The sequence below is a fragment of the Algoriphagus aestuariicola genome (assembly GCF_017254835.1).
GTDB classification, from domain to species: domain Bacteria; phylum Bacteroidota; class Bacteroidia; order Cytophagales; family Cyclobacteriaceae; genus Algoriphagus; species Algoriphagus aestuariicola.
On sequence record NZ_JAFKCW010000003.1, the window covers coordinates 675218 to 701978 of the forward strand.

General features: G+C 48.4%; 24 protein-coding genes. 10 read left to right on the top strand and 14 right to left on the bottom strand.

Annotated elements, in window-relative coordinates:
• The first annotated feature begins 1 nt into the window (after window position 1).
• The 3 genes from J0A67_RS15630 to J0A67_RS15640 all read left to right on the top strand — a co-directional run bounded on the left by J0A67_RS15630 (window position 2) and on the right by J0A67_RS15640 (window position 3085).
• Window positions 2-358 (top strand): TfoX/Sxy family protein, encoded by a 357-nt coding sequence (locus J0A67_RS15630; RefSeq protein ID WP_206570299.1) that lies wholly within the window; start codon window positions 2-4, stop codon window positions 356-358.
• Window positions 355-786: a secondary thiamine-phosphate synthase enzyme YjbQ gene (locus tag J0A67_RS15635; protein WP_206570300.1), complete on the top strand. Its 432-nt coding sequence runs from the start codon at window positions 355-357 to the stop codon at window positions 784-786. The genes J0A67_RS15630 and J0A67_RS15635 overlap by 4 nt, the downstream gene beginning before the upstream one ends.
• Before the next feature lie 85 nt (window positions 787-871).
• A complete protein-coding gene (locus J0A67_RS15640) occupies window positions 872-3085 on the top strand; it encodes a carbohydrate binding family 9 domain-containing protein (protein ID WP_206570301.1) in 2214 nt (737 codons plus the stop codon).
• Window positions 3086-3137: 52 nt separating this feature from the next.
• Here the strand turns inward: J0A67_RS15640 and J0A67_RS15645 are convergent, their stop codons facing one another.
• The 4 genes from J0A67_RS15645 to J0A67_RS15660 form a co-directional block, all read right to left on the bottom strand.
• Window positions 3138-5543: an alpha-L-rhamnosidase-related protein gene (locus J0A67_RS15645; RefSeq protein ID WP_206570302.1), complete on the bottom strand. Its 2406-nt coding sequence runs from the start codon at window positions 5541-5543 to the stop codon at window positions 3138-3140.
• A 423-nt stretch (window positions 5544-5966) separates the two neighbouring features.
• Window positions 5967-7199 carry a serine hydrolase gene (locus J0A67_RS15650; protein WP_206570303.1) on the bottom strand — a complete coding sequence of 411 codons (1233 nt, stop codon included), beginning with the start codon at window positions 7197-7199 and terminating at the stop codon, window positions 5967-5969.
• A complete protein-coding gene (locus J0A67_RS15655) occupies window positions 7196-8257 on the bottom strand; it encodes an aminotransferase class I/II-fold pyridoxal phosphate-dependent enzyme (RefSeq protein WP_206570304.1) in 1062 nt (353 codons plus the stop codon). The genes J0A67_RS15650 and J0A67_RS15655 overlap by 4 nt, the downstream gene beginning before the upstream one ends.
• A gap of 10 nt (window positions 8258-8267) precedes the next feature.
• Window positions 8268-8690 (bottom strand): VOC family protein, encoded by a 423-nt coding sequence (locus J0A67_RS15660; protein ID WP_206570305.1) that lies wholly within the window; start codon window positions 8688-8690, stop codon window positions 8268-8270.
• A gap of 59 nt (window positions 8691-8749) precedes the next feature.
• Here J0A67_RS15660 and J0A67_RS15665 point away from each other — a divergent pair, with 59 nt between their 5' ends.
• The 5 genes from J0A67_RS15665 to J0A67_RS15685 all read left to right on the top strand — a co-directional run bounded on the left by J0A67_RS15665 (window position 8750) and on the right by J0A67_RS15685 (window position 12497).
• Window positions 8750-9652, top strand: coding sequence for a patatin-like phospholipase family protein (locus J0A67_RS15665; RefSeq protein WP_206570306.1), 903 nt, complete (start codon window positions 8750-8752; stop codon window positions 9650-9652).
• On the top strand, window positions 9639-10253 hold the full coding sequence (locus tag J0A67_RS15670) for a class I SAM-dependent methyltransferase (protein ID WP_206570307.1): 615 nt from the start codon (window positions 9639-9641) through the stop codon (window positions 10251-10253). Before J0A67_RS15665 ends, J0A67_RS15670 begins: the two co-directional genes overlap by 14 nt.
• Before the next feature lie 10 nt (window positions 10254-10263).
• Window positions 10264-10866, top strand: a complete 603-nt coding sequence (locus J0A67_RS15675) for a trimeric intracellular cation channel family protein (protein WP_206570308.1) — start codon at window positions 10264-10266, stop codon at window positions 10864-10866.
• A 144-nt stretch (window positions 10867-11010) separates the two neighbouring features.
• A complete protein-coding gene (locus J0A67_RS15680; RefSeq protein WP_206570309.1) occupies window positions 11011-11916 on the top strand; it encodes a YitT family protein in 906 nt (301 codons plus the stop codon).
• Window positions 11916-12497, top strand: a complete 582-nt coding sequence (locus J0A67_RS15685; RefSeq protein ID WP_206570310.1) for an HD domain-containing protein — start codon at window positions 11916-11918, stop codon at window positions 12495-12497. Before J0A67_RS15680 ends, J0A67_RS15685 begins: the two co-directional genes overlap by 1 nt.
• Here J0A67_RS15685 and J0A67_RS15690 read toward each other — a convergent pair whose 3' ends face one another.
• The 9 genes from J0A67_RS15690 to J0A67_RS15730 all read right to left on the bottom strand — a co-directional run bounded on the left by J0A67_RS15690 (window position 12498) and on the right by J0A67_RS15730 (window position 22905).
• On the bottom strand, window positions 12498-13607 hold the full coding sequence (locus J0A67_RS15690) for a DUF4221 family protein (RefSeq protein ID WP_206570311.1): 1110 nt from the start codon (window positions 13605-13607) through the stop codon (window positions 12498-12500).
• A gap of 16 nt (window positions 13608-13623) precedes the next feature.
• Window positions 13624-14763 (bottom strand): DUF4221 family protein, encoded by a 1140-nt coding sequence (locus J0A67_RS15695; protein WP_206570312.1) that lies wholly within the window; start codon window positions 14761-14763, stop codon window positions 13624-13626.
• Window positions 14764-14774: 11 nt separating this feature from the next.
• On the bottom strand, window positions 14775-15899 hold the full coding sequence (locus J0A67_RS15700) for a DUF4221 family protein (RefSeq protein ID WP_206570313.1): 1125 nt from the start codon (window positions 15897-15899) through the stop codon (window positions 14775-14777).
• A 230-nt stretch (window positions 15900-16129) separates the two neighbouring features.
• On the bottom strand, window positions 16130-17500 hold the full coding sequence (locus J0A67_RS15705) for an alkaline phosphatase family protein (protein WP_206570314.1): 1371 nt from the start codon (window positions 17498-17500) through the stop codon (window positions 16130-16132).
• 148 nt (window positions 17501-17648) lie between these two features.
• Entirely contained in the window at window positions 17649-18860 is a 1212-nt protein-coding gene (gene eboE / locus J0A67_RS15710) for a metabolite traffic protein EboE (protein WP_206570315.1), read from the bottom strand.
• 17 nt (window positions 18861-18877) lie between these two features.
• Window positions 18878-20032: a 3-dehydroquinate synthase gene (locus tag J0A67_RS15715; protein ID WP_206570316.1), complete on the bottom strand. Its 1155-nt coding sequence runs from the start codon at window positions 20030-20032 to the stop codon at window positions 18878-18880.
• Window positions 20033-20107: 75 nt separating this feature from the next.
• On the bottom strand, window positions 20108-21022 hold the full coding sequence (eboC, locus tag J0A67_RS15720) for a UbiA-like protein EboC (protein ID WP_206570317.1): 915 nt from the start codon (window positions 21020-21022) through the stop codon (window positions 20108-20110).
• Window positions 21023-21025: 3 nt separating this feature from the next.
• Window positions 21026-21937 (bottom strand): TatD family hydrolase, encoded by a 912-nt coding sequence (locus J0A67_RS15725; RefSeq protein ID WP_206570318.1) that lies wholly within the window; start codon window positions 21935-21937, stop codon window positions 21026-21028.
• Between the two features lie 80 nt (window positions 21938-22017).
• Window positions 22018-22905, bottom strand: coding sequence for an EboA domain-containing protein (locus J0A67_RS15730; protein ID WP_206570319.1), 888 nt, complete (start codon window positions 22903-22905; stop codon window positions 22018-22020).
• Window positions 22906-23085: 180 nt separating this feature from the next.
• On the opposite strand from J0A67_RS15730, the gene J0A67_RS15735 reads away from it, so the two are divergent.
• Together J0A67_RS15735 and J0A67_RS15740 are read left to right on the top strand one after the other, a co-directional pair.
• Complete coding sequence (locus J0A67_RS15735; RefSeq protein WP_206570320.1) at window positions 23086-23664, top strand: sugar O-acetyltransferase; 579 nt, start codon at window positions 23086-23088, stop codon at window positions 23662-23664.
• A gap of 80 nt (window positions 23665-23744) precedes the next feature.
• Window positions 23745-25286 (top strand): M20/M25/M40 family metallo-hydrolase, encoded by a 1542-nt coding sequence (locus J0A67_RS15740; RefSeq protein WP_206570321.1) that lies wholly within the window; start codon window positions 23745-23747, stop codon window positions 25284-25286.
• Window positions 25287-25410: 124 nt separating this feature from the next.
• On the opposite strand, the gene J0A67_RS15745 is transcribed toward J0A67_RS15740, so the two are convergent.
• On the bottom strand, window positions 25411-26736 hold the full coding sequence (locus J0A67_RS15745) for a glucuronyl esterase domain-containing protein (RefSeq protein ID WP_241265206.1): 1326 nt from the start codon (window positions 26734-26736) through the stop codon (window positions 25411-25413).
• Window positions 26737-26761: the final 25 nt, after the last annotated feature.

The window sequence follows — 26761 nt, forward strand, 5'->3', positions numbered from 1 at the left end:
GATGGCTTTTGATCCCTATCAGTCCGATCGAATCTCCCGGACCCTAAAAGACAAAGGAGTCACCTCTTCCTCCAAAAAAATGATGGGTGGTCTATGTTTCCTCGTGGATGACAAAATGCTGCTTGGCTTGGATCAGGACAAGAAAACCCTAGAAAACCGTCTGATGGTTAGGGTCGGACCGGCCGCTTACCCGCAGGCTCTGGAAAAACTTGGCTGCTGTCCCATGGATTTTACCGGAAAGCCCATGAAAGGATATGTTTTTGTATATCCTGAGGGATTTGACTTGGACGAGCAGCTGGAGGAATGGATCGATCTCGCGATGACATTTAATCCTCTTGCCAAGAAAAGTAAAAAATGAGTACCGTCTTTTACCAGAAGTCGCTAAAGCTACCTGCATATTCCCAAGGCTATCATCTGATCACGGAGGAAATCCAAGGAGCAATCCCAGATATCAGACAAATCCGCATCGGGTTTTTGCAGGTATTCCTGCAGCATACCTCAGCAGGACTCTGTATCAATGAAAATGCCGATCCTACCGTCCGAAAAGATTTTCAAACCTTTGTAAACGAACTGATTCCGGAAAATTATCCACGGTTTATCCACACTTACGAAGGCCCGGATGATATGCCTGCGCACATTAAAAGCGCTTTTTTCGGAAACAGTCTCCAAATCCCCATTTCTGGTGGAAAACTTGCACTAGGAATTTGGCAGGGGATTTACCTCTGTGAATTTCGGAAGAGAGGGGGGAATAGGAGCCTGATTCTTACCGCTTTCGGCACGGAATGATGAATTCCAAAATGACTTCTTGCCATTGATAAAATTCCGTGTCTGATCCCGGCGCTGTCCTTTACATTTGTGACAACGACCTTACATGAAACTTCGCTTACTCCTCCCAGCAGTCCTTTGCCTCGCATTGCCAGTGTTGGCTATTGGCCAATCCGGTCTGGAAAGCAACGCCTTTGCATTTAAACTCAAAGAGCCAGTGATCCTCGACGGCGAACTCAGCGAGACTATCTGGACAGATTCAGAGGGCTGGAATGGCAACTTCCGACAATACTTTCCATCGGACACCTCCGAGTCTCGGATTCGCACTCGGGTAAAGATCGCCTTTGACGACCAAAACCTCTACATCGCCGCGGTGATGGAAAACCTCGGCCCACGCAACTATGTGTCCACCTCGCTGCGGCGGGATTTCAGGGGCGAGCAAAACGACGCCATCGTCTTTGTTCTGGACACCTTTAACGACAAAACCAACGCTTTTTCCTTCGGCATCAATCCCTACGGCGTACAGCGAGAGGGTCTGATTTCCAACGGAGGGTCAAAGTCCGAAGACCTCAGTCTTGCTTGGGACAACAAGTGGTTTTCGGAGGCAAAAATCTTTGAAAATCACTGGCAAGCAGAAATGATCATTCCCCTGTCCACGATTCGGTTTAGCGACGGGGCGCAAAACTGGAACGTCAACTTCTACCGCATCGACAGTGAATATGGAGAGCGAAGCACTTGGACGCCGATACCGAGAAATTTCCCCATCCTGACTTTGGCCTACAGCCGAAAACTCATCTTTGAGGAACCCCTGAAAAAAAACTCCGCCAATATTTCCCTCATTCCCTATACTGCGGCACGTACCTCCAAAAACTTCATCGAAGGAACTGAGGAGGAGCTGACACCTTCATTCGGTGGTGATGCCAAGATCGGAATCGGACCTGCCCTAAACCTCGATCTTACCTTCAACCCTGACTTTTCCCAAGTGGAAGTGGACCAACAGGTGACCAATTTGGATCGTTTCGAAATCTTTTTCCCCGAGAGAAGACAGTTCTTTCTGGAAAACGCCGACCTGTTTGACAGCTTTGGACAAATGCGCTCTCGGCCATTTTTCTCGAGAAGGATAGGCGTGGATATCGACTCTGCCACCGGTCAAAATGTGCAGAGCAAGATCATCTACGGCGCAAGGCTAAGCGGCAAAATCACCGAAGATTGGCGAATAGGCCTGATGAACATGCAGACGGCGACGGACGAAGAGGCAGGCATTTCCGGAAAAAACTTCACGGTGATGGCACTGCAAAAGAAGGTCTTTACCCGATCCAATATAGGCTTGATCTTCGTCGATCGTGAGTCCTTGGCCGTGGACGAGTTTCAGCAGCTATTTGACCCAAGTGCGTACAATCGGCTCATCGGAGTGGACTACAACCTCAACTCTGCCGACGGCAAATGGACCGGCAAAGTCTTCTATCACCGAACATTTGAATCCCGCGAGACGGTTTCACCCTATTCCTTCAATGCCTACATGCTCTACAGCGATGTACACTGGGCGTGGAGCTTTAGCTATCAGGACATCGGTCAAGATTTTAATCCGCTTGTGGGCTTTGTTCCAAGGGTAAACTTCAAGCGGCTCAATCCAGATCTGGCCTACCTTTTCTACCCAAAATCCAAGCTCATCAACCGCCACGGGCCCAAGGTAGAGTTTGAGGGCTATTGGAACGAAGATATAGGGCAGACCGACCGCGACATCAACCTGGGCTACCTGATTCGTTTCAATTCCTTTTCGGAGTTGGCCGTGACCCAGAAAAACCGCTACATCTACCTCTTCCAAGACTTTGACCCCACCCGCACTGGCGGCGTGCCCCTCGCAGCAGGATCGGACTACTACAACAAAACTGTGCAGCTGGAGTACAAAAGCAACCCCAGGAACCGGGTCAACCTCGAACTGGACGCCGAAGCTGGCCAATATTATACCGGAAATTTCCAAAGAGTCACCGGACAGATGGGCCTGAGGATGGGCTATCTGGCAAATGTGTCCATGAACTTCAACTACGCTAGGATCCGCCTTCCTGAGCCACAAAGCGATGCAGATCTGATCCTTGTAGGTCCGAGGATAGATCTCACCGTCACCAAAAAACTGTTTTGGACCACTTTTGTCCAGTACAACAACCAAATCGACAACATCAACATCAACACCCGCTTTCAGTGGAGATACGCCCCAGTCTCAGACTTCTTTCTGGTATACACCGACAACTACTTCCCGGGTGACTTTGTCCCAAAGCAACGCTCACTGGTACTTAAGCTGAACTATTGGTTGAATCTCTAGAAATCGAAGAAAGTCCTGCCAGGTTTTGCAAACCTAGCAGGACTAAAAAAAATCAATTACTCGCCTCCACTCTTAATTTTTTCCCTGTCATCAAAATCCTGTGATAACCGTCATGGGTATCCGCGCTGACCTCTTTTCCCAGAACTTTTACTTTAGAAAATTCTTCGGGTATCTCGATCGAAATACCCCATTTGGACTGAGTTTGCTCCACTTCAACAGTCCTTACGCCTGACTTATCCACATAGCTTATCCGGATTTCATTGTCTCCAATCACCACATTTTGAATGGACGCTTCTTCCCAGGTTGTCGGCATTTGCGGTCTGATGTGGATCACTTTGTTGCCGGCATCCGGCTGAATCCCAAAAAACTGAGTGATGATCGGCACGGCAAAACTGTACATGTTCCAAGCTTGGGTAAACATCCCATAATCTGGAGAAACCTCATAAATGGATCCCGGTAAAGCAAATCCAAAACTCCGGGTCATTCGCTTCAGGTAGTCTAAGGCTTGATCAGGATTCCCATACTTGTTTTCTCCGATCGCCAAAACGCCTGTCGGCAAAGTCATCACAGCACCGGTATAGGAAAACATTTTGCTTCCTGAAAAAGACCCATCTTCATTCGCCGCGCTTTCGTCCCGGTCGATACCTGTCACAAAAACCCCAAAAGGATTAGTGTATTTTCTTCCGGTCTCCAAAGCAATTTTGGCTTTCTCCGGATCGGCAATTCCGGTCTCCATCGGGGTATTGACTACCCAATTATGGTAAAGCACAAAGCCTTGTTTCTGACCTTTAGGCAATGTGGATAACTTCTCTTTGGTCGCCTCCAATTCTGCAACTGCCCAAGGCTTTTTCAAGGTGTCTGCCCGAATAATCGCCCCATCGATCAAATGCAAGGCATCCTCTGCCGTCCCGATAAAATCTGCATAACTGCCAAATTCCTCCACCCAAAAATCTGAATTGATCTTTTCTGCCAAAGCATCAGCTGTTTGTTGATAACTCTTTGATAGTTCTGTTTTTCCCAGGATTTCGGCCATTTTTGCCGCATCGGCAAAGGCCTTCTGACTGTATACCGCCACATCGATCATCTCCGATTCCAACCCATGAATCTCCATCATGCCATAGCCGTCTGCGAGGAGGTTACCGTCTTTGTCATTTTCATTGAGCAACCAATCCAGTCCCTTTTCGATGGAGGAAAAGTACTTTTCCAAAAGTTCCCGATCCCCTGTCCACCGGTATACTTCCCAAATCAAAGAAGCCCACTGCGGCGTTTCGTTGATATTTCCGGGATTGAAAACGGCCCCGTTTGTACTGACTTCGTGTACAATTCTTCCATTTCCGTTGGCTTTTTCAGAAAGAGAGTGAATCAATTCTATCGTGGAGTAAACCAAATCCTTCCGGCCTGTGGTGATCAAACCTTGAATAGTGTATTCACTATCCACCCCAAACCACCAAGGGTAATCCTGCAATCCTGCTCCAAATCCGCGGCCCTGGTCCGGCACTTCCCTAATCAGCCAATCCGTATTGTACTTGACCCATTCAAAAGCCTTTTCCAATTCTTTGTCAGGAATGGAGATTTCAGACATTCGCGCCAATGACTCGAATCGTTCCTTCTTGTTAAACCAATCCTTGCCCAGATTTTGCCTCAGGTCTGCCAAAGTTTCCATCGCCTTTAATTCAGTTTCATTGGAGCCGGCAATAAAAACCGGAATAATCTGCTCCGATCCTGCCGGAAGTAAAATATCCAATCCGAAGGAAGCGGCTGATCCTTTTCCTTGGGGGTCCATTCCGCAGCCGCGGATTTCCTGCTGGTTCAGAGGTATGGATTCCCCGCTTCCCCAGACCACAAACCAGTCATTTCCCTGGTCCTTGCCGGTAAACGTGTTGGTTAGCTCATCAAAAGAAATCTCATCCGGATGGTCCACCATACCCGTGCGTTCTCCCAGCCATACAGGCATCAAATCCACGTAAGCATTGAAGTCAAAGCGGAAAGTTTTGTTAGAGTTATCCACATTTTTCACTTTGAACAAAATAATCACGCCTTCTTTTCCGTCTGGGACAAAGTGCAGCCGCTCCACTTCAACTCCCGCCTCTTGCTGGGCAAATTTCAGCACATTGGAAAAGGGATAATTGGTAAATGACTCTGCTTGGTCCAGACAAAAAGTATTTTCTCCCAAAGAGACTGAAGCGGTAAAGCCATCCATCAGCTTAATCGGATGCAGCCATATTCCTCCCATTTCACCCTCGACATGCCATCCCAAATCCGGAAAGGTGCCGTTTTGGTGACCGATCAGATAAACCCGATCTCCAGCAGCCACAAACGGAGAATTGAGGTATTCGGCATTTCCTGCCAAGGAGGAATGACTTTCCAAATCGGAAAAAACCGCATGTTCTTCAGGCTGCTGAGTACAGGCAAAAATTCCGAAAAATTCAAAAAGTAAAATTGCTTTAATTGCTCTCATGAGAGGGGAAACTGAGAAGAAAATTTAGCCTTTTGTCAGGACTTTCTTAATAATTTGAATCCACTACCTCCTTGGAAAAAAATCTGGCAAATTTCCCATTCTGAAAAAAGACCCGTTTTGTAGGAGCCTAATCCTCTCTAGGCTTCTTTTCTATCAGCTTTCTACGGTTAGGTATCCAAAAAACAAAGTAAAAAGCAGCTGCAAACCAAACTTGACTTGACAATAGCTTTACCCAAGTTGAAACTTTGAGTGTCACAGAAAAATCAAAGCTCAGGTTAGGATAAACGTAGGCCTGAACAAACAGGAAATAGAACAGCGCACCGAGGGAGAAAATCCACCAGTTTGATTTTAGGAATGCCAGAAAATCTTTCAAGAGAAATTCGGATAGATGAACAAACTAGCATCAAATTAACTCCCCAGAAGTTAATATTCAAACTTAAAACCACTCAAATCAGCGGGAATCTGTTTTTCCCGCTTCAATTCCAGCTGGTACAGGTATTCGCCAAGTTCCGCAAAAAAAGGCTTGGCGATTTCCTCTGTCTCGTACACTCCGTCATTGAGCGTCTGGTTCTCGTTGGTATAAACGACTGCCGATACAAAAAACTCCACCCTATTTTCTAGATCAACGAAATAGCTCCCGTCAATCAGGTATCCGTAGGACCAGCCCGTTTTGTTGAAAATCCGAAAATGCTTAGGAATAGGCTTTTTGCTAGCGCCAAATTTGAAAAATTTCGAGTAGCTGTCGTAATACTCCGTCGTGTCGTATCTGGGATAGTCGCTTTCTCCGGGAAGCATGCACATGTATTTCAGGATAAATTCCCGATGCTCGGACGAAAGATTAAAGCGCTCGTTTTCAAAAAAAGCTTGGGGAAAAACAATCCGCTGCACCACGCCATGCAGATCCGACAAGGCAAATTTGCTCTTGAATGAAAAATCCATAGCTCCCTGATACAGACTATCGTTGCGATAATGGGCTTTGCCAAGCTTGGGTTCACCTGGGACTATGTAGATACTATCAGTATGCCGAGCCGGGAGCTCCAAGATCACTTCGCCCGCCTTATCCACAAACCGAACCGGATTAAACTGGCGGTTCTCTTCCGGAGAGATTGGAAAACTGAGACGCTGCGTGATCACGGTATGATCCAAGCCCTTTTCCCTCAGTTTTCCGTTGATGTAGTTCAAGCCCAAAAGTTCGTAAAGTCTATTCGCGGCGTCGTTGTCTGACACCAAGAGGATCTTTTTGATATAGTGCCCAATACTGGGAAGGCCATTCTCAGCCGTTGAATCCAGATATGCGGGAATCTGGGAAGGCCTGACCGAGTCCGTCAGCATGGTCGTCTCCAGAGTTAGTCCCTCTACGTCCTGCTCTTCCAGCCACTCCAAGGCCAAAAGCGCGATAGGCAACTTCACTGTCGAAGCCGGGTAAAAATAGCGCTCGTCGTCTAGATTAAAACTAATGTCCTGGAATAGTGGATTGCCGTGCTCGTTGCGGTCGATCCGGGTGAAAAGGATCTGTACCTGGTACTTATCCACATCTCCCATGACCTGCCTCATTACGGGATAGTTGGCCAACCCGTCCTGAAAAGGCTGTTTTTCTTGTTCCTTACATGCCGACAAGCAAAGTAAAGAAATCAATAAGTACGTTAAATTTCTCATCCTCTTTTTAGATTGTGGATAATATCAAGGAGGTACATCAAGTCTCCCAACTCGTGAAATCCAGAAATGACGATCCGGTTGACAGTAGGGCTGCCCGGAGTAGGGTATGGAAAAGACGAAGTGATGATTCCCGCTTTTTCAAATTCGCGGAGCCAGGCATTTTCAGTGTAACGAAACACCGGGAAATGCCTGCTTCCATTGATCTGCTTTATCCTCTCTACCTCTTGAGCAAAAATCCCGCAAGCATCTTCCAGCCAGCTTTTTTTCTCCAAATACCTATCCTCCATTTGTAGAAAGGTGCAAAGATGGGCAGGAGACCCAGGAGACGCACCGCCAAAAAGCGGAGTCGTTTTGATTCGACCAATCTCTGCCAAGCTCCCCAATACTATGCCGGCTGGTAAGCCGAGTCCTTTGCCCAATGAGCCGCTGACCAAAAGGTTCACATCGGGAGAATTCCACTGTTGATAAGTACCGTAAATGCTGTTGCCTACCGTTCCGAAGGCATGGCTGTCGTCAAGCAATTGGCTGATACGATGCTTTTGTCCGAGATCTTTCACCCAAGAATAATCGTGAATTTGTCCCGAAAGCGAGTCCAAAGCATTTCCGATGATAAGAATCCGGCGAGACGAAAGCTCCTCAGCGCGCTCCAGACAATGCTTTTTCCATTGTGTAAAATTAAATTTAATCATAGGAACCAAACCGTCGGGGATGATCGCGGGATGAGCGTCTGGAGCAATCCAAACTTCATCGGTATTGCCTACAAGAGATTTCCATGCAGCAATACCGGCCAGATATCCAGAGCTGAACACCGCTGCCGACTCAGCTCCTGCCGACTCAGCAAAGGCATCCTCAAACTCGTCAAAGACACGAAGACGGGTATTATTTATCCTACTCTGCCCGTGACTGGCCCCAAATTCAAAAAGATTGTTGGCCAGCAAGTCTAAAAAATCCCGGTCTTGGCCAATCCCCAAATAGGAAGTTCCGCTGAAGTATAGATAGTCCTTTCCTTCAATTTGGACCATTCGGCCGATTCCGGAATCTAGGTAATGCGTTTTCACGGTTTGGGGATTATTTGGCAAAAATCTGGCTGGGATCCTGAAAGGACTTGAATTCGAGTGCATTACCGCAGGGATCCAGAAAAAACATCGTGGCCTGCTCTCCCACTTCGCCCTTGAACCGGATGTAGGGCTCAATCACGAACTCAATCCCGTAAGACTTAAGTTTGTCGGCCAGCTGATGCCACTCTTCCCAATCCAAAATCGCCCCAAAATGCCGAACAGGCACATTCTTGCCGTCGACGGCGTTGGTTTTGGCGTTTGCGAGCTCCTCAGGCTTGATATGTGCGGAAAGCTGGTGTCCGAAAAAGTTGAAATCTATCCACTTGTCCGTGCTACGACCGATGTCGCAACCCAACAAATCTCCGTAGAATGCACGGGTTTCCTCAATATCCCGAATGGGAAAAGCGAGGTGAAAAGGCTTAAATTGGCTCATATTGCTTAATTTCGTCGGTGATGTGAGTCCATTGGATGTACTTGGACCTCCCTAAATATATGTCAAAAAAGAAAACAGTTTCATTGGTTTTGAGCAGCGGTGGAGCGAGGGGATTGGCGCATGTGGGAGTGATCGAAGAGTTGGAGCGCCGCGGCTATGAAATCGGGGAAATCGCCGGCTGCTCTATTGGGGCCTTGGTCGGTGGCATGTATGCAGCTGGGCAAATGCAAGTCTTCAAAGACTGGATCTGCAACCTGGATCGCGTGGATGTTTTTTCATTGATGGATTTTACCTTCTCCAGTCGGGGATTTATCAAGGGCGACAAAGTTTACAATTCACTGAAGAATGTGATCAAAGACTGCCAAATCGAGGACTTGCCAATACCTTTTTCCTGCAATGCCGTGGACTATAGAAGTGGAAAGGAATATGTATTTCGCGAGGGGAGCCTCTACTCGGCAATCCGCGCCTCTGGCAGTATACCGACGGTTTTTCAGCCAGCCCAGCATCCTGGTCATGAATTCATTGATGGAGGCGTGCTGAATCCAGTGCCAATCTCTCTTATTTCCAACCATGAAGACCGACTGTTGGTCGTGGTAGAGGTCAACGGCCCCCAACACTTGTATGTACCTCCAGCCAGACGTGACCAAAAAGGACGGACTCTGATCTCCATACCCAAGTGGCTCCAAGATTACCGCAGAAAGATGACCCAATACTTTCCCGAGGAATCGAAAGAAGAAAAACCTGCCACTCTAAGCGCATTTAGCCTTATCACCCGTTCATTTGACCTGCTTCAGGACAAGTTTTGTGAGCTGCTGATCGAAAAATATCCAGTGGATGTGACGGTGAGGATATCGAGAAAGCAAGCCGGCACACTCGAATTTCACCGGGCAGCGGAAATGATTGAGATCGGAAGACGCAAGGCCGCGGACTCGCTTGACCTTTTGGAAGATGGAAATAACTGAGCTCAACCGCTTGCTAGGCAATGTGGATATCTACCTGCTGGATCAGATTCTCAAGGGCCGATTCACCAAAGAGATGAAGATCCTAGACGCTGGATGCGGGGAAGGCAGAAATGCTGTCTACTTCATCCAGAAAAACTATCAGCTCTTTGGAATAGATCCCAACGAGACCGCCATCCAATATTGCCGCTATCTCGCTAAAAGTCTGAATTCAGCCTACGACAGCCACCGCTTCCAGGCAGGCAGACTGGAGGAAATTCCCTTTCACGCCGGAGCCTTCGATGCAATCGTGTGTTCGGCCGTCCTCCACTTCGCCAAGGATGTGGATAACTTCATGGAAATGGCCCGCGAAATTCATCGAGTGCTCAAGCCGGGTGGAATGTTTTGGTTTCGGACCTGCACCGCCTTTGGAGAAATTTTAGGCCAAAGCAAAGCGCTAGGTGGTGGTAGATTTCTTCTTCCGGATGGATCGGATCGTTTTTTAGTCATGAGCCAAGATGTGGATAACTTGGAAAAAATCGGATTCCGATTCCTCGACACCCCCAAAACTGTCTTGGTTTTGGGACAACGGGAAATGGGTGTCTTTTTAATGGAAAAAGTCTAATATCGCTGAAATGGATCTTCAATACGCTTTCGAACTTATTGGCACTTTTGTTTTTGCGATATCCGGCGCGCTTGCCATTCGTGAAAAAGAGCATGACCTTTTTGGTGCCGGCTTCACTGGATTCATCACCGCTATCGGAGGAGGCACACTCCGCGACATCTTGCTGGACAGCTATCCCCTAGTCTGGATAGGAGACATCTATTTTCTATACGCCATCCTCTCGGGCATATTGGCGGCCTTTGTCTTTCCCAACCTGCTGAGCAAGTTGCGACGCACATTCTTTCTCTTTGACACGATCGGCATTGGATTCTTCACCGTTTTGGGTGTGGAAAAATCCCTGAGTCTGGGAGTCCGCCCGGAGATCGCGGCCATCATGGGGATGTTTTCGGCAGTCATGGGCGGAGTGATCCGTGATACCCTCACCAATGAGATACCCATCCTTTTCCGCAAAGAAATCTATGCCTCGGCATGTCTCGCTGGAGCGATCTTCTATGCCACGATGGACTATCTCGGCCTGGAGCGGAACTACAATTTGTTGATCTCTATGTCTCTGATCATTGCTATCCGAATGATTGCGATGAGATATAAACTCAGCCTCCCCAGACTGGATTGAAGCCTTGTTAATTTCAAACGGTATCAGCTCAATACTGCATTCCCTTAAGAATTCGAAGTTCTATGGTTGGGCACCTTGGCTTTTTGCTTAAATTTTAAAAAAAATTTACTTGCCCTTTCACCTTACCTTTTTAATAGCACCTAGATGAGCACTTATAAACAAGAAATAGACTGGAGAGCTGTTTTCGATCCTGTCTCCATCTTTTACATTGTTGCCGGCGTCATTTGTGCTGCTCTCTCGTTGAAGGGATTTATGCTCCCAAACAAATTCCTGGATGGTGGAGTGACTGGCATCGCCATAATCGTAAACCTCCACTACGGGATTAACCTAAACGTATTGTTGGTGGTAATCAACATTCCGTTTTTATATCTGGGATGGAAAAAGATCGGGAAGACTTTTGCCGTCCAATCGACCTTCTCGGTTTTTTTGCTGGTAGTGGTGCTTGAGCTACTTGGGCTGATGAACATCGAAGATGGCGTCACGGCAGATCTTGTGCTGAGTGCTGTTTTTGGAGGGGTTTTGATGGGTGTGGGGATTGGCCTGATTATACGGGGAGGAGGATTGATCGATGGTTTTGAGGTGATCACCGAGTTTGTCCAGAAAAATTCTCCTCTTTCTGCGGGAGAGATTACAGTCTTTTTAAACTCGCTTATCATGCTCTTCGCCGCCATATTTTTTGGCATTGAGCCCGCCATGTACTCTATCCTGACCTATTATACTGCCATCAAGATGACCGACTATGTAGTGGAGGGCTTTGAGGAATACACTGCCCTGACGGTCATTTCCCGTGAGGAAGAAAAGGTGAAAGAGCTCATCGTGAAGGAATTTGGCAAGGCAATCTCTGTATATAAGGGCGAAAGGGGTTATCTTCCCGAGACGTTCCACATCAAGCATCCCTGCGACATCATCATGACGGTGGTCACCAGGCTGGAAGTACACCGAATGAAAGAAGCTATCCAACACATAGACCCTAAGGCCTTCTTTTATGTGCAGACAATTAAGGAAGTGAAAGGGGGGATCATCAAGAGGGTCGGTAAAAAGCACAGCTGATGGTTTTTGAAGAAATCCAACACAAGGTCTATCGGGACATCCTGGCGAAACTGCCACAATACCTCACGTACCACAATCTGGGACATACTGCCTACGTGCTGGATCAGGCAATCTTCCTTGCTCGGCAGTCCCATGTTTCTGAACAGGAAGTGGAGCTCCTGAAGCTGGCTGCGCTCTTTCATGATACCGGGTTCATAGACAATCCTAAAGATCACGAAGAAAAAGGCTGCAAAATCGCCGAATCCTATCTCTCCCAAGACTATGGAAGGGATCAGCTGGAGGAAATCTACGGCATGATCTTAGCCACCAAAATCCCCCAGAACCCCAAAACCCATCTGGAAAATATCCTGGCCGATGCCGATCTGGAGTATTTGGGCACCGAGCTTTTTGACCAGGTAGGGCAGACACTCTTCCAAGAGTTGAAGCATTTCAACCCTGACTTTACGGAGCAAGCCTGGGACGAGCTACAGCTAGTCTTTATGCAAAAGCACCATTATCATACTGACTTCTGCCGCATCCACCGCGAGCCTAAAAAGCAGGAAAACCTGCTGAAAGTGAAAAAAAGGCTGGGATTGGTTTGATCAAAACTTAAAATCCATCACCGCAAAGCCCAGCTCATCGTCCACGTTGACATAGGACCAGAGCTTGCCGTCTTTGAAGAATTTTTTCGAAAAAGGATCGACTGGAACGACCATCTCTCCCTGCTGGTTTAGATCCTCGTCAAAGACGGTTAGTACATTTTTGAAAATCAGGGAATCTCCGATTTCTCTGTCGAGCTCTCTGGAAAACCTCCAGAACTGGCTATTTTCTCTATCGAAATAGAAGGGGCCAAATTTGACTCCTTTATCCCCTTCGCGGATCAAATCTTGGAGTTCGTTGATGGTTTCCGCGGATGTAAGATCCGGAAGTGGTCTTTTGTCCTGGGTCAGCGAGGAATGAAAGGTTTTCACCCTCACCGAGTCACTCGCCAGATCAATTATTATCGCCTCGTTTGTAAAGGCGGTGGAAACGATCAGTTCGTTATCGACTAACATAAGGCTGATTGGCTCATAAGACTTGTTGCTCAGTCTTCCTTGAACAAACAGTGAATAGGTAAATGGAACAATTCTATCCGCGATTTCCAAGGGAATCTTTTTGGCGATCCGGTCTTCCAATGAGACAATCGCCAAACCCTGAGGAACCTGCTCGTATGTCTCGTAGATCGCATAAAGAACACCTTGGTCAACGACCTTGGGATTAAACGGTGCCAACATCCCTGGCTTGATCCTTATCAAGTCCTCTTCCGTAATCGGATAGCGTTGCATGGAGTCCAAGTCTGGACTGAAAATCCTCACTTCATTGTATCCAAACAAAACCCATCTACCGTCTACATCAAACTGGAGAGCATAAGGTAGTCCAGTACCACGTGGCCCCTCTCTTACCGTAGTGATTTTACGAAGGAGGCTCAGTCTGTCCAGGTCAATCTCCTCCAGTTCATCTTTGGGGGTAAAGTTGTACAGCCTTGCCTGATCGTTGCTAAGAATGGAATGGCTTAAGTCTGATTGAAGAAAGAGCAGTTCCTCACCTGTCTCGATCAGAACAGTATCCACGGTGTAGCTCAGGTTTTCGAGCATGTTGGCGTCGGCATTTTTCTCCTTTACGGAGCAGGAAAAGAGGGCGGAGGCCGCTAGGGCCAAGATCAGTTTTTTCATACATTTTGTTTTGGGTTTAAAAATCAAAGTCAATCAGTGCGAAGCCCAGCTCATCGTCCACGTTGACATAGGACCAGAGCTTGCCGTCTTTGAAGAAGCCGTCCCAAATCGAAAGGTTCTCTCCTTCCAATTTCGTTTCTCCCACCACATTAAAGTCCCGATCATAGGCAAACAGAAAAAATTCTATGGCGGGCGGGCCGGGCTGTTCGGGCATTTTAGTTTTCATCCCGACGCGAAAATAAAGCTGCCGCGAATCATCCCACATCAGCTCCTGGTAGTTGATCTGCTTCCATATCTTTTTCTGGATTTCAAACATCTGTGACGCTTCGCTGGGGTTCTGGATGATCGCAATATCCATCGAGTTGGGATAATTTTTGTGCTGGATATCGATGAACTCCAGCTTTTCGGTTTGGATGTCCAATCGATAAAAACCGCTCATCGCAGGGGTGGACAGGATCACCTCGCCAAGCAAGAGGGTAATGTTACTCCCGACCGCGTAGAAAGAAGTGGTCGTCCCATTCTTGGTCTCAACCGATTCCGTTCTACTGAAGTCGTCCACGATCTTCATTTTGGGAACCGGCAGGGAGGTGGCAGATTGGGTCTCTGGATCTAAAATCAGCAGCACATATTCGCCCGCCTCGCTAAAACTGGGATGGGAGTAGATTTTTCCGCTGCCAAAGTCATAGACCGATTTGTCAAAAAGAGCATGTCTATTTTGCGCCAAGCTGGAGTCTATTCCTGAGGGCACAAACTTCAGATTTTGAAGCGTCTTGGCATTTTGGCCAAAAACCCCAACCGTCCGCTCGCTTTTCAAATAAAGCTCACCCTGTGGCCCTATTTCCAGATCCGTAATATAGCTTCCAACTCCATCTGGCCCTTCCTCTTCGAAAGCGGATTTTTTCAGAACCTTCGCCTGATCCAAGTCCACCTGAACCAATCTAGGAGCACTCTCAAAAAACCAGAGTTGCCTCTTGTCCTCAGTCAGGCCGTACGGCCGGATTCCGTTGGATAGGTTCAAAAAGTCCTCTACAGCATCCACCATCACCGTATCCACGGTGTAGCTCAAGTTTTCGAGCATGTTGGTGTCGGCATTTTCCTCCTTTGCGGAGCAGGAAAACAGGGCGAGAGCCAGAAAAATAAGCAAAAGGTTTTTCATACGTAAGTTTCTCAAAACTGGAATTCCGGTTTAATTCTCACGAAACACAGCTCATCGTTTAGATTGATGGGATGATGGAGGTAGCCTTGGTGGAAGAAAGCATTGGACCTGGCTCTTGGAAAATCCTTCTTCTCTAAAACCACTTGAAAATCAGGATCTGCTACGGTCACATAGACCTGAAACTCGGGCGGGTCAAAGCCCGATTGATACTGACTGATCCGAAAATAGTGCTGGCTGCTCTCGTCCCAAATCCACGGCCCGAAACTGACTTCTTTGGCTTTGGCCAAGAGAGACGCTTTCATTTGATCAAGAGAGGTGACCTTTTTCTCAAAGTTTCCGGGTTTTTTATCGGGTAAAAGTTCAGATGAAAAATCAATCTGGTAGAGAGAGTCTCTACAGATATCATAGACTGCCAATGAATTATGGGCCTCAGTACTGATCAAAATTTTTTCATTCTCGTGCTGAAGAAAAAAGCTTTCAAAGCCGATCGTTTTTACATCTCCGTCCAGTTCGATCTTATAGTCTGTCAGTGATTTGAGCAAGGGGATTTCCTTGGTTCGAATTGCCCGATTTGGGATATCCAAAATCCCCAAGCCATCTCCATTGCTGTTTCCTCCTCTTTCTCTCCCATAGACGCCATAGAATATGTTTCCTGTCGGGTCATACTCGCCGTCAAAACTCAGGATAGTTCCTTCGGGTATTTGGCCGGATTGGTAGTTTAGGCTTTCCCAATTGTAGCTTTCTATTTTGTTGCCCAATGAGTCCATTTTGCGGATGGCATCTAATGAGGCGATGATGATCTCGCCCCTCTCGGTGATTTCAAATCCGTAAGGGGAAATGCCCCCGATTCCTTGAGGTCCGTCTGCGCTGAAAAAAATCGACCGACTGATCTGATAAGAATTCAAGTCAATCAGATCCAGCCTTTTTTCGGAAGTATTGTAAAAGTAGAGTGTTTGGCCATCGGGTGAAATTGCCATCCTGTTGAGGCCATCTTGGACATTGAGAAACAGCTCGTGGTTTTCTACCTTGACCGTGTCTATCATATAGGAAAAATGTCTCTCTGAGACTGTGCTGTCTTGGTCTCCGCAGGAGAACAAAATGGGAAAGGCTAGAAATAGTAAGTGTATATGCCTCATGGGTTAAAAATCAAGAGTCATCACCGCAAAGCCCAGTTCGTAGGCAACCACCGCGAGGGGATGTGGAAAATGTTCTCCAGGATAGCTCGACCAGCTCTTTCATGGCTTGCCTGTTTCCCACAGGAAAAAATCAGTGGGATCAAAAGCACAGTTACCGCTTTCTTCATAAAAATTCATTTTTCTATGAAAAAAGCAGATTTTAACTAAACAACAAAGCTTGTTGACTTATTTTAACCTCGCACTGCCTTGACAATAAGGTCGAAAACGGCCGTTGGCTGGATCTTGTCAGCCGCGTTGATATCAGACTTTGACACAAAAAGTGGCTTGTCTAAGTCCGATTCGGGGATTCTTCCATGCGCTCCTTTGACTAGGGTCGCGTCCAAGGGAATCACATCCATGAGGTAGCGGAAGCCGAGTTTTTTCTTCAGGACTTTGGAGCCAACGGTGAGCAGGGGGATTCTGATCGCGGGATCGAGCAGCAGTTCCACCGGATCATAACCTGGCTTGCGATGGATATCCACGCAGCGGGCATAGTCCGGCGCCTTGGCATCGTCCAACCAGAAATAGTAAGTAAACCAAGAATCTGCATCGGCGATCACGACCAGATCCCCAGCCCGCTCGTGGGCAATGTGGTATTCCTTTTTGCCGGCTTCGTCCAGCACTTTCTCCACGCCGAGAGTCTTTTCCAAGAGGGCTTTGACTTCAGCGAGCTTCGATTTGTCGTTGACATGGACATGGGCGACTTGATGGTCGGCTACTGCAAAAGCAGCCGAAGTTCCGGCATCCAAGGTTTCCTTACCTAATTCATCCTTGACCTGAATCCAGCCATTTTCCCGGAAAATCCGGTTCAAATGAACCGGCCTGCTGACAGAGGTGATTCCATACTCGGAGAGAAGTAGTACTTGGGCTCCCTGGTTTTCGAAGTAGGTAATCAGATCCTCCGCAAGTGCGTCCACCTCGCGGAGATCCTTGCCAATCTTTTCAAAATCAATCCCGAACTTTTGCAAGCCATAGTCCAGATGCGGGATATAGATCAGGTTGAGTGTAGGATTGTACCATTCGTCCACCTTTTTAGAGGCATCTGCGATCCACTTGCTGGAAGCTATGCTGGTATTTGGTCCCCAAAAGGAAAACAGCGGAAACTGTCCAAGTTCCTTTTGCAGCCTGTCGCGGAGCTCCATGGGCTGAGAGTGGCAATCGGGCAATTTGCGGCCGTCCTGTAGATAGAGTGGTCTTGGCGTTACCGCGTAGTCGGCGCTGGAGTACATGTTGTACCACCAAAACATATTGGCGACGGTGAAGCCCGGATTGTCCCTGCGAAGAACCTCCCATACTTTCTCGGCCTGCACCAACTTGTTGGATTGTCTCCAAAGTTTGATTTCGCACTCGTCCTGAAAATACCAGCCATTTCCGACTATGCCGTGATCCGTGGGCCACTTTCCAGTCAAGTACACGGATTGGGCAGAACAGGTCACCGCCGGAAGGACCGGTTCGACGACAGCGGATTGCTGCTTTGCTATCCATTTTTTGAGAAAAGGAGTATGCTCACCGATCACCCGGGGAGAAAGCGCAACTATATTTAGAACTACTGTTTTTTTCATCTTTTTGAGTCTAATCAAAAATAAGTTCCTACTTCGTTTAGGCTGACTCGGAGCTTATTCTTGCTTGGCCTGATATCTCATAATTCCGACCTCTCACTGGCAAATCCCACCTTGCGCATACCCAAAACCTCAAGCTTCATATCTGAATTTATCCCATCCTTTCCCTCACCCAAGCGAGCTCCCTGGCTATAGATTCGCCAAGGCTTTGTCGGGTGCCCTGGGGCAGTACCTCCCAAGTGTAGGTCTCTACCTCCAAATGCTGCGTGATTTCCGGATTGGATAAAATTTCCTTGAGTACAATTGAAATGGTCTCTTGGGTGGAAGAAAAAGAACCATAGTCTTCGAGAAACACAGGAACGTGAAAATGGATTCTCCACTCTTTTTCCTTGGTATCGGGAAGAACGTCCAAAGCTTGTGGCAAGTCAGAATAGGAATTCAGTTTTCCGTCGTCCAATCGTGCGACGACTTGGTGAAGATAAGTCGACTCCGCAAAGGCTTGGAGCTTTTTGCCCAAGCTGAATTTACCGTTGGCAGATGGTGGAATCAGGACTTTCAATGCTGCCGAGATCTGGATTTTACCGACACGAATGCCCGCTGACTCAAACTTGGCAAAAGTCTCAGCGGGCTCTTCGTACACGATGGCGAAGTGGCAGACATCGTAGCATACTTGGATATGGGTTTTGATCAAGTCTTCGGCCTCCCTTTCGGATATGCCGAGCTTTTGGGAAAGCTGGTGTTTTCCCTTCGGCAATAGCCAATTTTTGAAGAGCCAAATCATCTCGTCGGAATTCTCCAAGATTCCATCTGGCTCTGGCTCAATATCAAGGTGCAGCAGTTTGCCAGTATTCTTATGGATTTTTGCTAGCTCCTCCACGATCTCCAAGAGATGGGCTGTGGCTGTCTCCATGCCTGCCTTTAGCGCCTCCTTGGTCTTAAACCAATGCCGGTAGGAAATCGGAGAGGTAGATATTCCTCCTTGCATGCCCGGAGGCAAAAGTTGGGAGAGAATCTGAAAGGAACGAAGGGTGTAGTCTTTTCGCTCGACAGTGGTCCAATCAGGAAAGTGTACTTTTTCCTTTACGATCTGCCGATGAAAATCGCCGTAGGGAAACCCGTTTAGCGTAAAAACATAAGCATTGGTCTGACGGAGCCAAACTTGGAATTCTTTTAGCCTTTCCGGTTTTTCGAGCTCCAAAGAGGCTTGGTGGGAAAGCCTTAGTCCTATTCCAAAAGGGCCTTCGGCCTTGAGCCTCTGCCGCACTTCCGGAATGTAGATCTTGAGGTTTTGGAAGGTCGCATCCCAGCTTTCACCGGGATGTATATTGCTGCAGTAGCTGAGATGAAAGCCCTTGACGTCCATAGTTCGGGTTTAAAAAGTCAGGAAGTGATGAGGTCGGATTTTTCCTGAAAAGTTCGAAGCAAATCTACGGATTGATGGATCAAATCCTCATCCATCTCATGTACTTCTACGCCTTTTCCTAATTTCTCCAAGAGCATGATGGTCAGCTGCCCGCCCAGATGCTCCTGAAATTCCCTGAGGCCTTCAATCAGGCTTCCACCCTGCAGCTCTGGGGCAAAAAGGTCAAAGCCCAGCTTCTTCATTACCTTGACAATACGCGCGAAATCCTCCTCTGTGATCCTTCCTTGCAAGAAAGAATAGGCTGAATCCAGCGCAATGCCTATTGCCACGGCTTCTCCGTGGCGGACGCGGAAATTGCTAAGTTTCTCGAGCTTGTGGGCAGCCCAGTGTCCAAAGTCAAGGGGTCGGGACGATCCAAACTCAAAGGGGTCCTTTCCAGCGATATGGTTCATATGCATTTGGGCACTGCGGATGATATGAGCCTTCATCGGCTCCATTTCCCGCTTGGCAAGCGCATCGGCGTTTTTTTCCAACCACTCAAAAAAGCTCAGATCCTGGATCAAAGCCACTTTGACAGCCTCGGAGATCCCAGCTCTCCAATCCCTGTCTTCCAGTGTTTTCAGGAAATTGAAGTCGTTTAATACCGCGTTGGGGGGGGTAAAGGTACCGAGGTAGTTCTTTTTGCCGTAGGCGTTGATACTGTTTTTCACCCCAACGGCGGAGTCGTTTTGGGACAAAACGGTAGTCGGAATCCGAATCAGCCGGATACCTCGGTGTGAAATCGCAGCTGCAAAACCTACCATATCTAGCACGGCCCCGCCACCGATCACAGCGATGTACGAGTGCCGATCAATGCCATACAGATGCGTAGCCTCGACAATACTTTGATAGAGATCGGGATCGTTTTTGCAGGCTTCGCCGCCAAGGACGATCACGGGCTCCGCGGCAAGAGTAAATACGCTTTGGTGCTGAAAGGAATAATTCCTCAGCTCATCGACCAGTCCCGGATGGGTGTCCGCCACGCCGCTGTCCACCACAAAGAGAACTTTAGGAATCCGCTCCCCCCGCAGGACATCCGCCAACATCGTGTTTTGGGGATCAAAAAGACCTTCGGTAAAGCACACCGGATATCGGAAGGGGACTGAAAAGGTCTGTTCAAGAATCGTATTCATGGGTATTCGTAAGGAATTATTTGGGCTATTGCCGTCTTGATAGACAATTTTGGATACAAATTGGTTTATTCCGCGTCAGGTTACGGCAAATTTTTTGGCTAACCAAAGAGAAACAGGAAGAAGCAGCAAAACGACCATTCCAATGGGCCAGCCCGAAAATGCCGACGCAATGGAGGCATTCACTATAATGAGCGAAATCACCGCCGCTTTGACTGACTTGCCAATGAACCTTGGCTCTTGGGTCTGGATTGCTTTTCCCAAAGGCGGTACTATCATATACGCAAGAAGGGCCAAAAAGGGCAGGACATGCAGATATCTAGGCCCTTGGATGTATGCCATCGCAAATATCGCAACAAAGATAAATCCATACATCAAGCCTCCAAAGTAGAGGGCTCTCCTGTTTTTGCCATGTACTTCCCCACGGCTGATCATCGTGATGGCGGCGACATAGATCAGAGGTATCAAGCCGATGATCCAAATCTTTTCCAAGACTTCAGGAGCTACGCTGACACCTAGCAGCAGATTTCCGCTGCGACAAAGCCCCATATTGATCGGACCGAGGATGCTTTGATGCTTACCCCAATAGTCATACAGTACCGCCAGAAGCGCCACAATCGAAGCCAAACCAGCCGAAATCCAATTGACTTGGGCAGCACATACTACCCCGAACACCAGCAAGGCCGTGGACATAATCGTGGCATTGGATTTGGATACCCGACCGCTTGGAATAGGCCGCTCTGGTCGCTCGATGGCGTCCAGTTCTGCGTCCGCTACGTCATTGAACGCAACACCGCCAGCATACAATCCGATTGTACTCAATGAAAGCCAAAGCAGGTTCCACCAAAAATTTGAGTTTCCGTATATAAGATCTGTTATCAAATAATCTATTCCTCCAGCAACGGCAAAACCCGCCCAGATATCTGCGATCGCAGTGATCACGTTGGCAGGGCGGGTCAGCTGGAGGTAGGCAAAAAGTCCTCTCTTTCCCATCGATTAGTTTTCTACACGGTCGGCAGGCCCTTCCACTCGGGGTACCTGTCCGCCACGCAACACGGAGTTTCCTCCCAATTTTTTGGTTTGGTCGATGGGAGCAGCATTGAGCCAGTCGCTTTCATCCATCTGTCCGCTGAGTCCAAAGACCGTCAGTGCATTTTGGTAGGTAGTCATGCGGATATCCTCTTCCGGGATTCCCAACTTTCGCATCAGGTTGGCCGTCTTTGGCACAGCTAAGGGATCTGAAATGCCCCAATCCGCCGCGGAATTTACAATAATGCGTTCGGGGCCGTATTGCTTTACAATCTCCACCATGCGCTCGGAGCCCATTTTGGTATGTGGATAAATGGTGAAAGCCGCCCAGTAGCCTCTGTCAAGCACTTCCTCGACGGTTTCCTCGTTGTTGTGATCCACAACCACCCATCCAGGATCCATGCCGTGCTCGTCAGCCACATCCATGGAGCGGGTAGTTCCTTTCTTCTTGTCACGGTGGGGAGTGTGGATAAGTACAGGCAAATCAACTTCCTTGGCCAACTCCAACTGTAATCTGTAAAAGCGGTCTTCCGCCTCAGTCTGATCGTCATAGCCAATCTCGCCTATAGCCACTACACCCTCTTTCCCTGCATACAGCGGCAAGAGCTCCATCACCTGCTCAGCCAAAGGCACATTGTTGGCTTCCTTGGAGTTCAAACCCATGGTGCAGTAGTGTACGATGCCAAACTGGCTGGCTCGAAAACGCTCCCAACCTACCAAGGTGCTGAAGTAGTCTTTGAATGAGCCCACCTCCGTACGGGGCTGACCTAGCCAAAAGGCCGGTTCAATGGTCGCTACGATTCCCGCCTTGCGCATCGCCTCATAGTCGTCAGTGGTGCGGGACACTAGGTGGATATGGGGATCTATGTACATTTCCATTTTATTAGAATTATGAACTTTCAAAGTTAAGGGATTTGCCAAGACAGCTATACTAGTCTGTCCTGTCATCAGGAAAAGGATTAGGCGCGCTTTTCCTGATAGTCGGCACCGATCTTTTCCCAGGTAATCTCTCCATATTCGATGGCCATTACTTCTTCGGATCGGGATTGGAGCAGTTGCTTTGCCTCCTCAGAGTTGCATTGGTACAAAGCTAACAGGCCAGCTTCCACTTCCATTTGGTCTTCGGATTTCAGGACTTTCTTCAAGTCCGCAAAAAAGCGTTCATTAAGATATGGCACGACGAGCCGCCAAAGTTCTGGCATAACTGATCTACCGGCTGCCCATCTTTCGTGGGCAAAATCCGATGCGATATCCGCCAAAGCTGCATTGCGGCGCTCATCCAGCTGCTGGATACGGTAAAGTGGCCGCTGCATAAAGATGGACTTCAGCACGAGTTGGTTCCAGTTAGCCTCGGGAAAATATTTCGGTGGAAAGGGATTGTTAAGCGCGATAGCGTCAAATATCAGAGTCATGTTGGTCCTGCATCCGTCAATTGCCCTTGGGAGCATCTCTTCCGGATAGGGCATGAGGGGCAAGGCAGCGTATAGGGACTGCTGCTCATACATGTCACCAGTCTCAAAGAGCTGGTTGATGACCGCCAGCCACTGTTTTTTTTCCTGTGGATAACTCAGCATCAAGACCGTACGGGCAGCCTGCAGTTCGTTCCAAAAAGCAGGTTCAAAGCCGCCCACAAGAGTTGTTGCCTTCTTTTTGTCGGCTTCGTTGAGCGTCAAAGTTTCTTTCTTGAAATATCTGGAGGCCTGCGAAAATGCCAAAAAAAACTTGGAGGGAGCCTTATCCAAACCAATTTTTTCCACTTGGATGCGCAGCCAATCCAGGGATTTTTGCGAAGCGCTTCTCCCCAAAATGTCCAGCAAAAATTCTTTCGGCTCCATTTGCAAACTCATTGTTTTACTACTTACTATACCAGCTTAAAGTAAATCCAAATCTCCCACAAAAGCCAAGCGTATTTAGACTGATTGGCATAAAACCAGCGTTTCCTGACCAAAATCAGGGTTGGATATCGCTAAAGGTTTGCTTTTTGGTTCACGGAGATTTTCGATAGTTTTAAAATGACCGATTTAAAGATGAAAACCAATCTCGAAAAAATGCTCGCCGGGGAGGTCTACGATACCCGCGACCCCGAACTTTTGATACTCTACCATCATGCCCGTAGGCTTACCCTAGAGTACAACAATTCAGACAGCACCGACAGGGAAAACCGGGACAGGATTTTGTCGGAATTGCTGGGCAGAAAGGGGGAAGGGGTTTGGGTAGAGTCGCCATTTTACTGCGATTTCGGCAAAAACATAGAAATAGGCGAAAATACCTTTGTCAACGTCAACTGCATGTTTTTGGATGATAACCTGATCCGGATTGGTCGAAACGGGCTCATCGCACCGTATGTGCAGATTTTCACCGCAACCCATCCTCTCAAAGCCTCCGAGCGAATCTACATGGATGGCGAGAGTACTCGCTACCACACGGCCACCAAACCAGTGATCATCGGTGACAACGTTTGGATCGGCGGCAATGCTGTCATCTGCCCCGGCGTGACGATTGGCAACAACGTCACCATCGGAGCGGGCTCGGTAGTCACCAAGGATATCCCCAACGACGTGCTCGCTTTTGGCAATCCCTGCAAAGTCATTAAGTCTCTGGAATAGGCATTTCCTCCAATACTCCACCAGCGGTTGGATTTTATACCCACAGGCTATTTAATTTGCTTCCCAAACTATCACTAGCTATGAAGAAAATCTACTTCTACGGCCTCGGATTGCTCCTGATGCTGGCGGGTACCGCCCAAGCACAGGATCCAGTAATCGAAGCTATTATCAAAGAAGCCAACGAAAACTCCCAGTTGGAGAATCTGGCTCACGAACTGCTCGACGGCATCGGCCCGAGATTGGTTGGCTCCCCGCAAATGCAGAAGGCGCACGACTGGGCAGTGCAGCAATATGGTACCTGGGGCATCGAAGCCCACAACGAAAAGTGGGGCGAGTGGAGAGGCTGGGAGAGAGGCATCACCCACATCGACATGGTCGCTCCTTGGACTCGCTCCCTTTCAGGAATGCAACTGGCTTGGAGTCCGGCCTCGCCAAAGGGCGGCGTGATAGGAGAAGTGGTTGTGTTGCCCGAGTTTGCCGACTCAGTCGCTTTCCAAAAATGGCTTCCTTCCGTCAAAGGCAAATATGTCATGATCTCGGCTCCCCAGCTCACCGGTCGCCCGGACTACAACTGGGAAAAATGGGCCACCGAGTCTTCTTTCGAAGCAATGAAAGAAGAACGCTCCGAGATCGAAAAAGAATGGATGGAAAGAACCCAAAAAACAGGCAAAAACAGGAGCACATTGCCTATTGCTTTGGAAGAAGCGGGTGCGGCGGGGATTATCACCTCCTACTGGTCTAGGGCCTTTGGCGCAAACAAAATTTTTTCCGCCTCCACCAAGAAAGTTCCTACCGTCGACTTGTCACTTGAAGATTACGGTATGCTTTTCCGACTGGCTGAAAGTGGCAAAAAGCCACAAATCCACCTGAACGCACAATCCAAGGAGACCGGCGTGCAGCCAACCCAAAACACCATCGCTCAGATCAAAGGCACCGAAAAGCCTGAGGAATACGTGATGCTATCCGCACACTTTGACTCTTGGGACGGCGGAACCGGCGCTACCGATAACGGGACCGGTACGATCCTGATGATGGAAGTGATGCGAATTCTAAAGAAGGTGTATCCAAATCCAAAAAGAACCATCCTCGTGGGGCATTGGGGTTCTGAAGAGCAGGGGTTGAACGGCTCAAGAGCTTTCGTGGAAGACCATCCGGAAATGATGGAGAAAATCCAAGTGCTCTTCAACCAGGACAACGGAACTGGCCGCGTGGCGAACCTTTCCGGTCAGGGCTTTGTGGACAGCTACGAGTATCTTGGTCGCTGGATGAACAAAGTGCCTCGGGAAATCACCAAAGACATCGAAACTTCCTTCCCTGGCAATCCTGGAGGCGGAGGTTCTGACTACGCATCATTTGTAGCAGCTGGCGTCCCTGCATTCAACCTGAGCTCTCTCAGCTGGGACTACGGTACCCAAACTTGGCATACTAACATGGATACCTATGACAAGGTGGTATTTGAGGATGTGAAAAGTAATGCTATCCTAGCCGCAATCATGGTATACATGGCATGCGAGGAGGAAAACATGGTATCCCGTGAAGTGCGTGTGCCGCTTGACTTCCGCAGCGGCGAGCCGACCTCTTGGCCAACACCCCGCTCTCCAAACAGAAAAGGAGGGTTATAATTACCGCCTTTTTAAAACAAAAGGCTAGAAAGCTAAACTGATGTGTCCCCAAAAGTCAGACACTTATTTGGGGGCTAGTTCAAACTCTTTCTGGCCTTTTTCTTTTAAAGGTATTTTCATCTAATTACTCCAAATACCGCTTCGCCCATTCGATGAAATGTGGCCAATTTGGGCCGACCGTATGCCCTCCTTCATGTTGCCGAAATGCCAAATCCCCGTCCACCAATGTCTGGATCGGCGGAAACTCGGTGATGGCCAGTGGCTTTTTCCCGACGAGTTCGTAAACGGGCCCAGCCAAAACCGCCGCATCAAACATGCCCTTGCCATCTATCCATTGGCCTTCCACAGTCGGCGAGCCCACGGAGATAAACATCGGTCGGGGCGCGCAAAGCGCGATCAGTTCATGCGCGTCCACCGGCAAATCGTCGTGGCTTAACGGCCCAGCATATTTGATAAAATTAGGTGTAAACCAGTGGTATTCTCCAGAAGATGCCAGATTCTCCACCTGCTCTCCGAATTCGCGATGCAACAGCTTGGCTCCACCGGCACCCGAAGAGCCGATCAGACCCAAAGCAAATCTGGAATCGTAGGCCAGCGTGACTAGGGCTGCTTTGCCATATCTAGAAAGGCCCTCGATCGTTACCTTTTTTGCATTTACCTTGGGATCCTTTTCAAGCAAATCAAGAGCCCGACCTGCTCCCCAAGCCCAAGCTTTTAGCGTTCCCCAATCATCCAGTTTCCTTGGCTCTCCCTTGTTTACCAAACCTATGATTCCGGAGCGCAAACCCGCTCCGTTGTCCGCCTGGTAGCTGGTGGGTATGATCACGCCAAATCCCCAACCCTCCGCCAATACCTGTTCCTGCCAAGTCGGGCCGGAAGGGGCTGGTGGACGCTGCATCCCTGCAGGCCAAATCCACCCAAACTCCATCACCAGAGGAACCGATTTATCCACATTTTTGGGTACTGCGTAGTCGAAGTCAATCGCAACGGAAATGTCCGGAAACACTGAGTTATCCACAATTCCTTTCATTTTTTTGTAGTTCGTCAAAATCCCCCCGATCAAAGAATCTTTTTCCCAAATCAGCTCCCATTTTACGGAGGGCAGGTTTTTAGGCGTTCTGCCGTACATTTCTCGATCAAAAAGCTCAAACAATTCAACTCGTCGCCTGCCCCAATCCTTTTTGTTTTTTACAGTTTTTCCATCTTCAAAAATCAGCGGGTCGGGCATGTTGACCAAATTCACTTTGCTCTCGTCGGAATTGGCGGCGTTGGGCGCCTGGGGATTGCCGGAGGGGCCGGCGCGGAGGGCATCGATGCCGAGCTTCTCCAACATAAGTTGGTGGTCTGCTTGGGTGAGGCGGTTCAGGCTATCTCGCTGAGCTTGATTGAGCTGGGCCTCGACATGCTGGGCAAGGAGAAAAAATAAGAGTATGGCGAAGTAAATTCTCATGATCCTTGGATTAAGTAATTAAAAG

What these genes read in the sequence shown, in the direction of transcription:
- eboC (WP_206570317.1), bottom strand. Translation starts at nt 21,022, where the DNA reads ATGGGAAAGAGAGGACTTTTTGCCTACCTCCAGCTGACCCGCCCTGCC.
- J0A67_RS15685 (WP_206570310.1), top strand. Translation starts at nt 11,916, where the DNA reads ATGGTTTTTGAAGAAATCCAACACAAGGTCTATCGGGACATCCTGGCG.
- J0A67_RS15735 (WP_206570320.1), top strand. Translation starts at nt 23,086, where the DNA reads ATGAAAACCAATCTCGAAAAAATGCTCGCCGGGGAGGTCTACGATACC.
- J0A67_RS15640 (WP_206570301.1), top strand. Translation starts at nt 872, where the DNA reads ATGAAACTTCGCTTACTCCTCCCAGCAGTCCTTTGCCTCGCATTGCCA.
- J0A67_RS15695 (WP_206570312.1), bottom strand. Translation starts at nt 14,763, where the DNA reads ATGAAAAACCTTTTGCTTATTTTTCTGGCTCTCGCCCTGTTTTCCTGC.
- J0A67_RS15715 (WP_206570316.1), bottom strand. Translation starts at nt 20,032, where the DNA reads ATGAATACGATTCTTGAACAGACCTTTTCAGTCCCCTTCCGATATCCG.
- J0A67_RS15660 (WP_206570305.1), bottom strand. Translation starts at nt 8,690, where the DNA reads ATGAGCCAATTTAAGCCTTTTCACCTCGCTTTTCCCATTCGGGATATT.
- J0A67_RS15650 (WP_206570303.1), bottom strand. Translation starts at nt 7,199, where the DNA reads ATGAGAAATTTAACGTACTTATTGATTTCTTTACTTTGCTTGTCGGCA.
- J0A67_RS15740 (WP_206570321.1), top strand. Translation starts at nt 23,745, where the DNA reads ATGAAGAAAATCTACTTCTACGGCCTCGGATTGCTCCTGATGCTGGCG.
- J0A67_RS15675 (WP_206570308.1), top strand. Translation starts at nt 10,264, where the DNA reads ATGGATCTTCAATACGCTTTCGAACTTATTGGCACTTTTGTTTTTGCG.
- J0A67_RS15665 (WP_206570306.1), top strand. Translation starts at nt 8,750, where the DNA reads ATGTCAAAAAAGAAAACAGTTTCATTGGTTTTGAGCAGCGGTGGAGCG.
- J0A67_RS15730 (WP_206570319.1), bottom strand. Translation starts at nt 22,905, where the DNA reads ATGAGTTTGCAAATGGAGCCGAAAGAATTTTTGCTGGACATTTTGGGG.
- J0A67_RS15705 (WP_206570314.1), bottom strand. Translation starts at nt 17,500, where the DNA reads ATGAAAAAAACAGTAGTTCTAAATATAGTTGCGCTTTCTCCCCGGGTG.
- J0A67_RS15630 (WP_206570299.1), top strand. Translation starts at nt 2, where the DNA reads ATGGCTTTTGATCCCTATCAGTCCGATCGAATCTCCCGGACCCTAAAA.
- eboE (WP_206570315.1), bottom strand. Translation starts at nt 18,860, where the DNA reads ATGGACGTCAAGGGCTTTCATCTCAGCTACTGCAGCAATATACATCCC.
- J0A67_RS15670 (WP_206570307.1), top strand. Translation starts at nt 9,639, where the DNA reads ATGGAAATAACTGAGCTCAACCGCTTGCTAGGCAATGTGGATATCTAC.
- J0A67_RS15680 (WP_206570309.1), top strand. Translation starts at nt 11,011, where the DNA reads ATGAGCACTTATAAACAAGAAATAGACTGGAGAGCTGTTTTCGATCCT.
- J0A67_RS15690 (WP_206570311.1), bottom strand. Translation starts at nt 13,607, where the DNA reads ATGAAAAAACTGATCTTGGCCCTAGCGGCCTCCGCCCTCTTTTCCTGC.
- J0A67_RS15725 (WP_206570318.1), bottom strand. Translation starts at nt 21,937, where the DNA reads ATGGAAATGTACATAGATCCCCATATCCACCTAGTGTCCCGCACCACT.
- J0A67_RS15700 (WP_206570313.1), bottom strand. Translation starts at nt 15,899, where the DNA reads ATGAGGCATATACACTTACTATTTCTAGCCTTTCCCATTTTGTTCTCC.
- J0A67_RS15635 (WP_206570300.1), top strand. Translation starts at nt 355, where the DNA reads ATGAGTACCGTCTTTTACCAGAAGTCGCTAAAGCTACCTGCATATTCC.
- J0A67_RS15645 (WP_206570302.1), bottom strand. Translation starts at nt 5,543, where the DNA reads ATGAGAGCAATTAAAGCAATTTTACTTTTTGAATTTTTCGGAATTTTT.
- J0A67_RS15745 (WP_241265206.1), bottom strand. Translation starts at nt 26,736, where the DNA reads ATGAGAATTTACTTCGCCATACTCTTATTTTTTCTCCTTGCCCAGCAT.